Below are 13,811 nucleotides of genomic sequence, written 5' to 3'. Positions count from 1 at the left end.
ATGAAAAAGTTTCTACTTTTTATAGGTTGGTTTTGCTTGATTCAGCAAGCTTTTGCGCAACATAATACCACGGTTTATATCGTAAGACATGCCGAAAAACAAACGCAGGATAAGAAAAATCAAGACCCATCTTTAAATGAGTTAGGTAAACAAAGAGCAGAGGATTTAAAAACTTATCTGGGAAAAGAAAAAATTGAGCATATTTTTACAACTCCTTATAAAAGAAACCAAGAAACTGCCGCACCTTTAGCAAAGTATTTAGATTTAGGCATAGAGTTTTATGATGCGCATGATACTGCCTTTTTAGCTAAAAGAATAAAGCAAGAATTGGTAGGTAAAAAGATATTAGTTGTTGGCCACAGCAATACGGTTATTAAAATAGCTGAAGCTTTAGGGGCAAAATTATCCTTAAAAGAATTACAAGAAGAAGATTACGATTTTATCATCCAATTAAAAATTAAAGGAGATAAAGTAAAATCTCAAATCAAGCATTTTGGTAAATTACATCATAGCAGTAATATTTAGTTTTCTTCTTCTTTAGGGATGTACTTAACATGCTGTTCTTCCTCTATCATTTTAATATAAACAGCATGCGATGATGGCTTTATCCGTTCGCCTTTTTCTTCTGCATAAACTTTAGTAAACTCGGCACCAAAAAATAAAATGGCGGCCGAATAGTAAACCCAAACGGCAATAACCACCAAGGTGCCTGCCGCACCGTAAACAGAGCCTACAGCTGTATATCCTATATAAAGTCTTATCAGATATTCGCCTAACATAAAAAGTAGAGATGTGAAAATAGCTCCTGTTCTAACACCTCTCCAAGGAATTTCTGCGTCGGGTAAAACTTTGTAAATGATGCTAAATAGGAAAACAAGGACCAAAAAAGTAATCATGAGGTTAACTACATCAAACAAAAACAAGATATTTTCTGGTAAATAATTGCTTAAAACGGTACTTACAGCAGAAACCATCCCGTTGATGATGAGTGAAACAATGAGTAAAAAGCCTAAACTACCCACCATAGATAGCGACAAAAACCTGTCTTTTAATAATTTAAGCCAACCTTTTTTGGGTACAGCTTTTACTTTCCATATTTGATTGATAGAGTCTTGTATTTCTATAAAAATACCTGTAGCACCTATCAATAAAGTTATAACACCAATAATTATGGCTACTACACTATCTCCAGAAAGAGCAAGATTTTTTAAAAGTGATTGTACTTGTAAAGCAGCTTGGCTACCAATAAAACCTTGGATTTCTTCAAATACTTTTTCCTGTAAAACCTGTTTCTCCTGATAAAAAAAGCCAGCTACAGAAAGTAAAACTACCAGCATGGGACCCAAAGAAAATATGGTGTAGTAAGATAGAGATGCACTAAGTTTTAAGCCTTTATCGGCCATAAAGGCATTAAAACTTTTGATAATGATTTTAAAAATGAATTTAGCTTTTGCAATAATTTTCTTCATCATTCCTGATTTTTGAGGAATGATTGCAAAAAATAAGCCTCTTTTTTATCGATTAGAAACCAGCAGTAAATCTAAATCCTTAACAGGTAAATTAAAACGTTCTGCTAAATCTTTATTAGTCATAGAACCTTGAAAGATATAAACAGCATTTCTAATACCGTGTTTTTCCCAAATGAGGTTATTGATACCGCCTAAATCTCCAATATCTATTAAAATTGGCGTAAAAATATTGGTAAGGGCATAAGTTGCTGTTCTACTCACTCTTGATGCTATATTGGGCACACAATAATGTATCACATCGTATTTTCTAAACACCGGGTTTTTATGGTTGGTAACTTCAGATGTTTCAAAACAACCACCTTGGTCTATACTTACGTCTATAATAACAGAATTGGGTTTCATTTTAGCCACGGTTTCTTCGCTTACAATACATGGGCTTCTGCCATGTGAAGCTCTTATAGCACCAATGGCCACATCACAAGTTCTGATAGCCTTTTCTAACACAATAGGTTGTATAACAGATGTAAAAACCCTACTACCAATATTATTTTGAAGTCGTCTTAATCGGTATAAAGAAGAATCAAAAACTTTAACCTCGGCACCTAAGCCAATAGCTGTACGGGCGGCATATTCGCCTACAGTACCAGCACCTAAAATCACAATTTCTGTTGGCGGCACTCCGGTAACGCCACCAAGCATTAAGCCTTTGCCGCCATAAACATTGCTTAAATATTCGGCAGCTATTAAAATAGAGGTTGCACCTACAATTTCGCTCATCGCCCGCACTACGCTTAATACATTTCCATCATCTCTGATATATTCAAAAGCTAAAGCGGTAATTTTTTTGGCCATTAAAGCCTGTATATCTTCTTTGTTGATGGTAGCCATTTGCAGCGCAGAAAAAATAATCTGCGAATGCTTCATCATTTCTATATCGCTTTTTGTTGGAGGCGCAATTTTTAAAATGATATCTGCCCGGTAAACTTCTTTGGTATCATAAACAATATGGGCACCTTGTTCACAATAATCTTTATCAGAAAAATTTGCAGCTAAGCCCGCACCTGCTTCTATAACTACTTTATGACCATTATTTACCAGCAACGCTACCGATAATGGTGATAAAGCTATCCTATTTTCTTGGAAAGAAGTTTCTTTTGGGATACCAATAAAGAGTTGGTTTTTTTTGCTTTTTATTTCGGCCATAGCCTCTTGGGGCTGGTAAAGGGCCTGTTTGGCCACTTCAGAAAAACCGCTCATCAGGGTTGAACTCATATCAGGATATTTTCTGGATATCTATTAATCTTTCTGTTTCTGTAACAGGATAAATTTTAATTCTTATGTGGTGGTACGGAATCAAATCGGCTATTTTTTCTGGCCATTCTATCATACAATAATGTCCAGAGTAAAAGTAGTCTTCATAACCTAAATCAAAAGCTTCACTTTCATTTTTGATACGGTAAAAATCAAAATGATAAATGGTGTTATGACTGCCTTTATACTCGTTCACAATAGAAAAAGTAGGACTAGAAGTATGCTCTTCTACTCCTAATTGCTGGCATAAATGGTTTATCAAAGTTGTTTTTCCGGCTCCCATATCCCCATAAAAAGTAAAAATTTTCTCTTCGCCGGCAGCTTCTATAATTTGTTTTGCTGCTTCTGTAAGTTCTGATAAACTTTTAACGCTTATTTGCATATCGTAAAAATAAGCGATAATTTATTTATTCTTATATGTTACAAACGGAATTATCATTTCTTCTAAAGAAATGCCGCCGTGTTGGAACGTTTCGTTATAAAAGTTAACAAATTGGTTATAGTTATTTTGATACACAAAATAGCTGTCTTCTTTAGCAAAAATAAAGCTAGAACTTAGATGCAATTTTGGTAAGTGTATCTCATGTGGGTTTTTTACGTGGTATACTTCTTTGCTGTTATAGTTTAAGTTTTTGCCTTGTTTATAGCGCAAGTTGGTGTTGGTATTTCTATCGCCAATAACTTTACTTGGGTGTTTTACCCTAATGGTACCATGGTCTGTAGTAATCATTACTTTCACTTTCTTTTGCGAAAGTTTTTTCAAAAGGTCTAACAGTGGCGAGTGCTCAAACCAGCTCAAGGTTAAAGAACGGTAAGCGGCATCGTCATTAGCCAATTCTTTAATCATTTGCATATCTGTACGAGCATGCGAAAGCATATCCACAAAATTGTACACAATGGCATTTAAATCATTGTCCATCAGGTTAGTTAAAGAATCGTTTAAATCTTTCCCTTGGTCTTGATTTAATATTTTATGGTAAGAGAATTTAATATCTTTACGGAGTAAGCGTTTAATTTGGTCTTTTAAAAACTCTTCTTCATGCAAATTTTTACCGCCTTCATCCTCGTCATTTTGCCATAAGTTTGGAAAACGTTTTTCCATATCTAAAGGCAGCAAGCCAGAGAAAATGGCGTTTCTGGCATATTGTGTTGCTGTTGGCAAGATACTGAAATAGCTATCCTCTTCTTCTAACCTAAAATATTCTGCAATTAAAGGGTTTATAACCTTCCATTGGTCGTAACGCAGGTTATCAATCACAATAAAAAAAGTAGGAATATGTTCGCTTAAAGCCGGGAAAACCTTCTTTTTAAATAACTGATGCGAAAATGTTGGTCCGTTATCTTGGTCGTTTATCCAAGTAGCGTAATTTTTCTCTACAAACTTGCAAAACTGGGCGTTAGCTTCTGCTTTTTGCATGGTTAAAATTTCATGCATACCGGCATCTTCTAGTTTTTCTAGTTTAATTTCCCAAAACAGTAGCTTTTTGTATACATCAATCCACTCCTGAAAGTTTAAATTATCGTTCAAGGTCATACCAAGCGTTCTAAAATCTTGCTGGTAGGCCATAGAAGTTTTTTCGCTAATTAAACGTTTATTATCTATTAACTTTTTAATGGTTAGCAGTATCTGTTTTGGGTTTACAGGTTTTATCAAATAATCATCAATGGTTGCGCCAATGGCATCTTCCATTAAGTATTCTTCTTCACTTTTGGTAATCATAACCACCGGAATATCCGGATTGGTGCTTTTGATAGAAGTTAAAGTCTCTAAGCCAGTTAAGCCAGGCATATTCTCATCTAAAAAAACCAGATCAAAATCTTTCGATTTAAAAATTTCTAAAGCATCATTTCCGTTGGTTGCGGTATCAATATGGTATCCTTTTTCGTTAAGAAATAAAATGTGTGGTTTTAAAAGATCTATTTCGTCATCTGCCCATAAAATATTGGCTGTTTGCATATCTTTAGTTTCTATTATCAATTAAAATATAAAAATGCTGTAAATATTGTATATTAATGCATACAGCATCAATAAAAATAACAAAATTTGTGCCTTATATAATTTCCTTTGAATAAGAATAAAATTATCAACGATCCGGTTTACGGTTTTATCAGCATCAAAACAGATTTAATTTTTGATTTGATAGAGCACCCCTATTTCCAGCGCTTAAGATATATTAAGCAATTAGGGATGACACATTTGGTATATCCAGGGGCTTTACATACACGCTTTCATCATGCATTAGGCGCTATGCACTTAATGCAATTAGCGGTAGAACATTTGCAAACTAAAGGCCATGTAATTACTCCGGAAGAAGAAGAAGCGGCTTGTATTGCTATTTTATTGCATGATATTGGCCATGGTCCTTTTTCCCATGCTTTAGAGCATTCTTTGGTTCAAAACGTTTCACACGAGCGTATCAGCCGCTTGTTTATGTCGCGTTTAAACCAAGAGTTTCATGGTAGGTTAGACATGGCTTTGGACATTTTCAATAATAATTATCCTAAAAAGTTTTTATCACAACTCATTTCTGGGCAGTTAGATTTAGACCGCTTAGATTACTTAAACCGCGATAGTTTTTTTAGTGGTGTAACTGAGGGTATGGTAAGCTCAGACCGTATCATTAAACTCCTAAACGTTAAAGATGGCTCTTTGGTGGTAGAAGAAAAAGGCATTTATTCTATAGAGAAATTTTTGATAGCTCGTAGGCTGATGTATTGGCAGGTTTATTTACATAAAACTGTGGTGGCGGCAGAGCAATTATTGGTTAAGATTTTAAAAAGAGCAAGAGCATTGGCTAAGGCCGATGTAAAGCTTTTTGCAACGCCAGCTTTAAGTCATTTTTTATATCATGATATACTTGCTGATGATTTTACCAAGGATAGTGAGCATCTTTCTTTCTTTGCAAAATTAGACGACCATGATATGATGGCCGCAGTAAAAGTATGGCAAAATCATGATGATTTTATTTTAAGTACCCTATGTAAAAATCTTATCCAAAGAAATCTTTATAAAGTAGAAATAGATAATTCTTTGCCAGATGCTGCTAAGGTTGCTAAAATAAAAGCACATATTATAGCTAAATTGGCTATTAGTGATGAAGAATCTGAATATTTTATTTTTAGTGATACCATCAACAATATGGCCTATAAAGTAGGCAGTGGTAGCATAAAAGTTTTGTTAAAAAGCGGGCAAATAGAAGATATAGCGGCAGTTTCTGATAATTCTAACTTAGAGGCTTTATCAAAGGTGGTAACAAAAATTTCCTTTGTTATTTAAAAGTATAACTTTGCTACCTTGTATTTTAACCTAACAATTTGTTCATTTCATATTATCAGTTAATTTTGCCAAATGCAATTTACCGCAAAAGAGGTTAGTTTATTGCTAAATGGAACCATAGAAGGTAATCCAGACGCAATAGTTTTTAAGTTAGCAAAAATTGAAGAAGCCAATGAAGGTAGCCTTTCTTTTTTAGCTAACCCAAAGTATGAGTCTCATCTTTATACTACCCAAGCTTCTGTGGTAATTATAAATAAAGATTTAGAGTTAACCCAGCCGGTTAAGGCTACCGTTATTAGGGTTAATGATGCTTACAGTAGTTTCTCTGTTTTGCTAGAGAAATACAATACCCTTAAACTAAATAAAGTAGGTATAGAAGAACCTTCCTTTATTCATCCAGATGCCGTTGTAGGAAAAGATGTTTTTATTGGTGCTTTTACTTATATAGGTGCTAATGCAAAAGTTGGCGATGGGGCAAAAATTTATCCTCATTCTTTTTTAGGAGATAATGTAGAAGTAGGCGCTTCTACAACTTTATTTTCAGGCGTAAAAGTTTATCATGATTGTATTATAGGGAACAATGTCATTATCCATAGCAATGCCGTTATAGGCAGCGATGGTTTTGGTTTTGCTCCACAAGCAGATGGCTCTTACCATAAAATAAGCCAAATTGGTAATGTTGTTATAGAAGATTGGGTTGAAGTTGGCGCCAATACTTGTATAGATAGAGCAACTATGGGTTCTACCATTATCCGTAAAGGGGTTAAATTAGATAACCTGATACAAATTGCACACAATGCAGAAATTGGCTCAAATACCGTAATTGCTTCGCAAACGGGAGTTTCTGGCAGCACCAAAATTGGTGAAAATTGTATTGTTGGTGGGCAGGTTGGTATTGTTGGGCACATTACTTTAGCCAAGGGTACGCAAATACAAGCAAAATCGGGTATCAATAAATCCATAGAAGAAGAGAATAGAAAATGGGGCGGTGCACCAGCAACCACCTATCAAAATTATATGCGGTCTCAGGTAATTATCCAAAGACTTCCAGAAATGGAGAAAAAAATAGAAGATTTACAGCGTATGCTTAAAGAACTTCAGGATAATTCCATTAATAAATAACACTACAGTATGAATCTTAGGCAAAGAACTATTAAATCAGATATTAGCGTAAGCGGAGTAGGATTACATACTGGTGCAAAAGTTACCTTAACTTTTAAGCCAGCTCCGGAGAATCATGGATACAAGTTTAAAAGAGTTGATTTACCAGGACAACCTATTATAGACGCAGACGTTGATAACGTTACAGATACATCAAGAAGCACTACTTTATCTCAAAACGGAGCAAGTGTAAGCACCACAGAACATGTTTTAGCCTCTTTAGTGGGTTGCGATGTTGATAATGTGATGATAGAACTAGACGGAATAGAAGTTCCTATTTTAGATGGTAGTTCTATAGAATTTGTAAAAGCTTTAGAGTCGGTAGGTTTTGTAGAGCAAGATGCTGATAGAGAATACTATCATATCCCGCATAATATCCATTATTCTGAGGATGATAGAAAAGTAGAAATGGTGGCCATGCCTTTAGATGATTATAGATTTACCTGTATGGTAGATTATAACTCTCCTGTATTAGGCAGTCAACATGCAACCATTTCAAGTATAGCCGAGTTTAATGATGAGATTGCTTCTTGCAGAACTTTTGTTTTTTTACACGAGCTTAAAATGCTTTTAAAGCATAACCTTATTAAAGGCGGAGACATTAATAACGCTATTGTTATTGTAGACCACGAAATAGAAGAAAGCGAATTAAAAGAATTAGCCACAGCTTTTAACCGTGATGAGATAAAAGTTGCCAGAGAAGGTATTCTAAATAATATAGAATTACGCTACCAGAATGAACCTGCCCGTCATAAATTATTAGATATGATTGGCGATTTAGCTTTAATTGGTACGCCTATCAAAGGGCATATCATGGCGGCTCGTCCGGGGCATGCTGCAAACGTAGCTTTTGCCAAAAAAATTAAAGCAGCTATCAAAAAAGATAAGAAGAAAAAAACGCATCATGTTTATGATCCACAAGCAAAACCTCTTTATGATATTACCAAAATCATGGAGATTTTGCCACACAGACAACCGTTTTTATTCATCGATAAAATATTAGAACTTACCAAAACACATGTTGTAGGGGTTAAAAATGTAACCATGAATGAAGAGTTCTTTAAAGGACACTTTCCTGGTGCACCTGTTTTACCTGGTGTTGTTCAAATAGAAGCCATGGCACAAACTGGAGGTATCTTAGTATTAAGTACTGTAGAAGATCCAGAAAATTACCTTACTTATTTCTTAAAAATAGATAAAGTAAGATTTAGAGCACAGGTTTTACCTGGCGATACGATAGTTTTTAGATGTGATTTAATGGAACCTATTAGAAGGGGCATTGCACAAATGAAAGGTATTGGTATGGTGGGCGAAACAGTTGTGGTAGAAGCCGAAATGATGGCTCAAATTAGTAAAGTTAGAGAAACCAATACACCTTCATGATACAACCATTAGCTTATATACACCCACAGGCAAAAATTGCTAACAGTGTAGTTATAGACCCTTTTGCGGTTATACACAAAAACGTAGAAATTGGCGAGGGAACCTGGATAGGTTCTAATGTTACCATCATGGATGGCGCTAGAATTGGTAAAAATTGCAAAATTTTCCCTGGAGCTGTTATTTCTGCAATCCCACAAGATTTAAAATACGCTGGCGAAGAAACTTTAGCTGTGATAGGTGATAATACAACCATTAGAGAGTATGTAACCATTAACCGTGGCACTAATGATAAATGGGAGACAAGAGTAGGAAATAACTGCTTATTAATGGCTTATTGCCACGTAGCGCATGACTGTGAAGTTGGTGATAATTGCATTTTTTCTAACAATACAACTCTTGCCGGGCATATTACCATTGGCGATAATGTGGTACTAGCAGGTATGGTAGCTATACACCAATTTTGTAAGGTAGGCTCTCACGCTTTCGTTACCGGAGGTTCTTTGGTGCGTAAAGATATACCGCCTTATGTAAAAGTTGCTCGTGAACCACTTTCTTATACCGGTATCAACTCTGTGGGTTTAAGAAGAAGAGGATTTACATCAGAAAAAATTAACGAAATACAAGAAATTTATCGTGTACTTTTTGTTAAGCATAATAATGTAACTAAAGCTTTAGACATTATAGAGGCTGATTTTAAACCAACAGAAGAGCGTGATGAGATTATTAATTTCATCAGAAACTCTAACAGAGGGGTCATGAAAGGCTTCGGAAACTCTTAAAATCTCTTTATGGAGATTATTCTTAACAAAGTAAGCAGGCGCTTTAACCGCGAGTGGATTTTTAAAGAAATCAACTATACCTTTTCTTCTGGTAATGCCTATGCTTTGTTAGGAATTAACGGTTCTGGTAAATCAACCCTATTGCAAATTATTTCCGGTTCCTTAGCTCCTAGCGCTGGCATCATCAGTTATAAAGATAATTTAGGCAACCCCATAGAGGTTGATGATATTTTCAATAGCGTAAGTATAGCAGCGCCCTATTTAGAATTGATAGAAGATTTTACACTTCAAGAAATTATAAAGTTTCATTTCTCTTTCAAAAAACGCTTCTTACATCAATCTGATGATGAGGTTATTGCCATCTTAAACATGGTAGCTAATAAAAATAAGGCAGTAAAATATTTTTCATCAGGGATGAAACAAAGGGTAAAATTGGCTTTAGCATTTTTATCAGATACACCTATTCTTATACTAGATGAACCAACTTCTAATTTAGACGAGCAAGGGAGCAACTGGTACCAGGAGATGATAAAGAGCTATACCGAAAACAGATTGGTGTTAATTGGTTCTAACCAAGCCCAAGAATATTCTTTTTGTAAAAACCAGTTATACTTAGCAGATTATAAGTAAAGACCATACAAAAAACAGAAACACAGCATTATTATTGATATATAAATTATTTAATTATACCTTTGCACACCCAAAATTAAGCATTCAAACATGGCAAAAGCATCAGAAATTAAAAACGGTAATATCTTAAGATTTAACGGTGATTTAGTTGCAGTTGAAGAATTTATTCATCGTACACCAGGTAACTTAAGAGCATTTTATCAAGCTAAAATGCGTAACGTAAAAACAGGTAAATTGGTTGAATATCGTTTCCGTACTGATGAAGAGGTTGAAATTTGCCGTGTTGAAACCAATGACTATCAGTATTTATATGATGATGCTGATTTTTTTGTGGTGATGGATAATCGCACTTATGAGCAATTTAATATTCCTAAATTCTTATTTGGTGATGCTGCCCGTTTCTTAAAAGAAGGTATGAATGTTATCATCGCTTTTGAAAGCGAAGAACCTATTATGGCGCAGGCGCCACATTCTGTAGAGTTAGAAATCACTTATACAGAGCCAGCTGTAAAAGGCGATACCTCAACAAATGCTACCAAATTAGCAACCGTTGAAACAGGTGTAGAAATTAGAGTGCCTTTATTTATCAATCAAGGTGATAAAGTAAAGGTTGATACCGCAACTGGTAGCTACATAGAAAGAGTAAAAAATTAAGATTTTCATATTTAGGTTTAGGTTGATAACGGTCTCGTTTCTTTGAAACAGAGGCCGTTTTTTGTTTCTAATCTTTATATTAGTGCTTTAAAATATCCACGCTTAATTTGAAAAAGGAAATTCGAAATAAAATGAGGTTAAAGCGCTTAAGCCTCAGTAAATCAGAATTTTGGGATTTAAATGATAAAATTTTAGAACGTATAAAATCCATAGATTGGTCTGCTTACCAATATGTGCACATCTTTTTACCTATAAAAGAAAATAACGAAGTAGATACGTTTGAGATACTTTCCTTTTTTAAACATCAATACCCCAATTTAAAAATTGTTATCCCGAGAACTAATTTTAAAGAGTCAAAACTAGAAAATGTAGTTTTTGATCATTATCAAACAGTTTTACGTAAAAACGAATACCATATTCCAGAGCCTGTTTATGGGCATATCATCTCAAGTGATATAATAGATGTTGTTTTTGTTCCGCTTTTGGCTTTTGATGCATCCGGCAATAGAATTGGTTACGGTGGCGGATTTTACGATAGGTTTTTAAGTACTTGTAAAAAAGATGCTTTAAAAATTGGCTTATCTCTATTTCCGCCTATAGAAGAAAAACTAGTAGCAGATGAGTTTGATATTCCCTTAAATCAATGCATCACGCCAGAAAGACATTATATTTTTAGCAATAAAAAGTTATAATAAATACTTTTTAAAAAATTTAAAATGATAATTTCATAATTTTTGTAACTTTTTTTAATAAAATATTGCAACTTTTATAAAAATACGTATATTTAAATATTAAACTATCCAACTATAGCCTAATTGCCCTCTCCAACCGGACGAGGGCTTTTTTATTTATGCAACATTTTTATTACTGTATTATCAAAATGTTAAATAATGTTAACGTTGTTTGAGATTATGATAATAAACCTATATTTGTAACAGGTTTATAATTGGTTAGTATAAAAGGTCTTCATTCTCCCCGTTTGAAGACTTTTTTCGTTTAAAGACCTTTTATAAAATTATTTTTTTTCAACAATCTGTTTAATAACATTTTGTGCCTTGATTATGGTTTCTTCAAGTGGTATTTCTTTAGGCTCAATAGGGTTAAGAATCGTAAATTTGATGTGCTCAAACGCATTTAAAGGAAAAGAGCCGTGTTGTACAACCTTCCAAGAATTTTCTATTGCAATAGGTACAATTAAAGCATCAGGTGCTTTCTTTAATAGTGTGGCAATACCACCAATTTGAAAATCTTTCATTGTTCCGTTTTTGCTTCTGGTACCTTCCGGGAAAATAACTGCTCCCCAAGTATTTTTCTTCATCCTTTCGCCAAGTCGGGCTATTTCAATGATAGATTGTTTAGAGTCTTTCCTATCTATATTAGCACCGCCACCATATTTTAAGTTAAATGATATAGAGGGGATACCTTTGGTAAGCTCTATTTTGGAGATAAATTTTGCATGATACTTTCTTAAAAACCAAATTAAAGGAGGTATATCATACATACTTTGGTGGTTGGCTACAAAAATAATGGGTCTGTTTGTAGGGAGGTTTTGAGGGTTATAAAAGCTCACTCTTATTCCCAATAGATAATAGGAGCTTACCAAAAAGAAATTTAAAATATCAACAGATTTTTTGTGAGCGCTATAACCACCCCATTTTAAACATAACCATTGTATAGGCTGAAAAATTACGAGTGCTAAGAAAAAAACAAAGTAATGGATAGGGCTTAACAAATAGCCAAATAATTTATTCATCTTATTTTATAAAAAATCAAATTTAGGGTATTAATTTAAATTAAGAAAAATGCCTTATTTACTTATTTCAACCTGTTTTATTTGAAAAAAAGCTGGCAAAGCGCTTTCATCTAAGTTACCCACCCAACTTTCATGTTTGCTTATCCAAATGTTAAAAACCAAATGCATACTTCTTTTGGGGATAAAATTCTGAGTTCTGTAAAGCTCTTTTCCATCCATATACCAGACGATAGATTTTTTTCTCCATTCTAAATGGTATTCATGAAATTCATTTTGGAAAGCAAAAGGAATATCCACGGCTTTGCCATTATCTTGTTTATTTGTCCAATGGTTGAGGTAAACTTTGCAGGTATCTTTTCCCAAAAACTCAAAATCTATTTCTTTAAATTTTGAGCTATGCGGAAAGTACAAGAAAAAGCCAGATACAATGCCACTACCTTTTGGAGCTTTTAAAAGAACTTTAAAATTGCCGTATTTGTATTTTCTTCGAGTTCTAATTTCTGCACCCTCAAAGCTTTTAGAAGATGTTTTACTACTATCTGTTTGATTAAGCTTTAGCGCTAAAAGATTTTTATTTTGGATATTATCCGGATTAAAAACAGCTAAATTATTTGTAAAAGTATGGCTTTTAAGCAACCAGATTTTATTGGTATCCAGATTTGAAAAATCTTCTTTTAAAAGTACTTGTTGATTGCTTTTTTGTAAGCTACAAGAGCATAAAATCACGAGTATAAATAGAAGAAAGAGATTGCGCATTACAATTTGGCTTTAATCAATTTTAATCTTAAAATGGCTGCAACACTCATAGAATCTGTAATTTCGCCACGTAAAACCATTTGGTAAGCTTCTTCAAAATGAACTTTTTTACAACAAGTTCTTCTGTTTCTTCTGGTTGTGCTTCAAACTGTTCAAAATCTCGAGCCAGATAAATAATTGCTAATTCATCAGAAACAGAATTAGAAAGGTGCATGCGTAAAAGTTCTTCCCAGTGTTGGGCAACTAAACCTGTTTCTTCTAGCAATTCTCTTTTTGCGGATGCTAATGGATTGGTATTTAATGGTCCGCCACCTTCTGGTATTTCCCAGCTGTAAGCTTTTAATGGAAACCTGTATTGGCCTACCAACCATATTTGATCATCATCATCTAAAGCAATAATGCCTATGGCGTAATTTTTAAAATGTACCTCGCCATAAATGCCTTTTCCACCAGTTGGGTTTATTACCTGATGCTCGGTAATCTCAATCCAAGGATTATCGTAAATAGCTTTGCTTTCTAATATTTGCCAAGGATTTTCTTCCATAAAAATGTCTTATTTATAAAGGTAGCTGATTTTATTTTAGCAGTAAATTTAAAAACAATTAACACGTTTATTGTCTTATATTTGGTAGTTAAAA

The 13,811-nt window shown here is 34.0% G+C and carries 15 protein-coding genes; 8 read left to right on the top strand and 7 right to left on the bottom strand.

The window, feature by feature from the left end; translation table 11 throughout:
• Positions 1-525 carry a SixA phosphatase family protein gene (locus FYC62_RS13735; protein ID WP_149075347.1) on the top strand — a complete coding sequence of 175 codons (525 nt, stop codon included), beginning with the start codon at positions 1-3 and terminating at the stop codon, positions 523-525.
• Here FYC62_RS13735 and FYC62_RS13730 read toward each other — a convergent pair.
• From FYC62_RS13730 to porX, 4 genes are read right to left on the bottom strand one after another with little or no spacing between them, the layout of a single operon-like run.
• The gene (locus FYC62_RS13730; protein ID WP_237612938.1) at positions 522-1,472 is read right to left on the bottom strand and encodes a YihY/virulence factor BrkB family protein; all 951 of its coding nucleotides are present in this window, start codon (positions 1,470-1,472) and stop codon (positions 522-524) included. The genes FYC62_RS13735 and FYC62_RS13730 overlap by 4 nt on opposite strands.
• A gap of 42 nt (positions 1,473-1,514) precedes the next feature.
• A complete protein-coding gene (locus tag FYC62_RS13725) occupies positions 1,515-2,741 on the bottom strand; it encodes an alanine dehydrogenase (RefSeq protein ID WP_205943726.1) in 1,227 nt (408 codons plus the stop codon).
• A gap of 1 nt (position 2,742) precedes the next feature.
• Positions 2,743-3,162 carry a tRNA (adenosine(37)-N6)-threonylcarbamoyltransferase complex ATPase subunit type 1 TsaE gene (gene tsaE / locus FYC62_RS13720; protein ID WP_149075346.1) on the bottom strand — a complete coding sequence of 140 codons (420 nt, stop codon included), beginning with the start codon at positions 3,160-3,162 and terminating at the stop codon, positions 2,743-2,745.
• 21 nt (positions 3,163-3,183) lie between these two features.
• Complete coding sequence (gene porX / locus FYC62_RS13715) at positions 3,184-4,737, bottom strand: T9SS response regulator signal transducer PorX (protein WP_149075345.1); 1,554 nt, start codon at positions 4,735-4,737, stop codon at positions 3,184-3,186.
• A gap of 108 nt (positions 4,738-4,845) precedes the next feature.
• Here porX and FYC62_RS13710 point away from each other — a divergent pair, with 108 nt between their 5' ends.
• The 7 genes from FYC62_RS13710 (at position 4,846) to FYC62_RS13680 (ending at position 11,356) form a co-directional block, all read left to right on the top strand.
• Positions 4,846-6,057: an HD domain-containing protein gene (locus tag FYC62_RS13710; RefSeq protein ID WP_149075344.1), complete on the top strand. Its 1,212-nt coding sequence runs from the start codon at positions 4,846-4,848 to the stop codon at positions 6,055-6,057.
• A 72-nt stretch (positions 6,058-6,129) separates the two neighbouring features.
• Entirely contained in the window at positions 6,130-7,179 is a 1,050-nt protein-coding gene (gene lpxD, locus FYC62_RS13705; protein ID WP_149075343.1) for a UDP-3-O-(3-hydroxymyristoyl)glucosamine N-acyltransferase, read from the top strand.
• Between the two features lie 9 nt (positions 7,180-7,188).
• Positions 7,189-8,601: a bifunctional UDP-3-O-[3-hydroxymyristoyl] N-acetylglucosamine deacetylase/3-hydroxyacyl-ACP dehydratase gene (locus FYC62_RS13700; RefSeq protein WP_039452328.1), complete on the top strand. Its 1,413-nt coding sequence runs from the start codon at positions 7,189-7,191 to the stop codon at positions 8,599-8,601.
• The gene (gene lpxA / locus FYC62_RS13695) at positions 8,598-9,380 is read left to right on the top strand and encodes an acyl-ACP--UDP-N-acetylglucosamine O-acyltransferase (protein WP_039452326.1); all 783 of its coding nucleotides are present in this window, start codon (positions 8,598-8,600) and stop codon (positions 9,378-9,380) included. The genes FYC62_RS13700 and lpxA overlap by 4 nt, the downstream gene beginning before the upstream one ends.
• 9 nt (positions 9,381-9,389) lie before the next feature.
• A complete protein-coding gene (locus FYC62_RS13690) occupies positions 9,390-10,010 on the top strand; it encodes an ABC transporter ATP-binding protein (protein ID WP_149075342.1) in 621 nt (206 codons plus the stop codon).
• A gap of 90 nt (positions 10,011-10,100) precedes the next feature.
• Positions 10,101-10,664, top strand: a complete 564-nt coding sequence (gene efp / locus FYC62_RS13685; RefSeq protein ID WP_149075341.1) for an elongation factor P — start codon at positions 10,101-10,103, stop codon at positions 10,662-10,664.
• A 107-nt stretch (positions 10,665-10,771) separates the two neighbouring features.
• Entirely contained in the window at positions 10,772-11,356 is a 585-nt protein-coding gene (locus FYC62_RS13680) for a 5-formyltetrahydrofolate cyclo-ligase (RefSeq protein ID WP_149075340.1), read from the top strand.
• Between the two features lie 323 nt (positions 11,357-11,679).
• On the opposite strand, the gene FYC62_RS13675 is transcribed toward FYC62_RS13680, so the two are convergent.
• Genes FYC62_RS13675 through FYC62_RS13665 form a run of 3 tightly spaced genes read right to left on the bottom strand, consistent with a single transcriptional unit; the run spans position 11,680 to position 13,717 of the window.
• Positions 11,680-12,417 (bottom strand): lysophospholipid acyltransferase family protein, encoded by a 738-nt coding sequence (locus FYC62_RS13675; protein ID WP_039452321.1) that lies wholly within the window; start codon positions 12,415-12,417, stop codon positions 11,680-11,682.
• A gap of 54 nt (positions 12,418-12,471) precedes the next feature.
• Entirely contained in the window at positions 12,472-13,173 is a 702-nt protein-coding gene (locus FYC62_RS13670) for a family 16 glycosylhydrolase (protein ID WP_149075339.1), read from the bottom strand.
• A gap of 46 nt (positions 13,174-13,219) precedes the next feature.
• Positions 13,220-13,717 carry an NUDIX hydrolase gene (locus FYC62_RS13665; protein ID WP_317131494.1) on the bottom strand — a complete coding sequence of 166 codons (498 nt, stop codon included), beginning with the start codon at positions 13,715-13,717 and terminating at the stop codon, positions 13,220-13,222.
• Between the last annotated feature and the right edge of the window lie 94 nt (positions 13,718-13,811).

It is taken from the genome of Pedobacter aquae, from assembly GCF_008195825.1.
In the GTDB taxonomy this organism is placed as follows: domain Bacteria; phylum Bacteroidota; class Bacteroidia; order Sphingobacteriales; family Sphingobacteriaceae; genus Pseudopedobacter; species Pseudopedobacter aquae.
The sequence above is the reverse complement of the archived record's forward strand: the minus strand, read 5'-3'. Positions and strand labels throughout refer to the sequence as shown.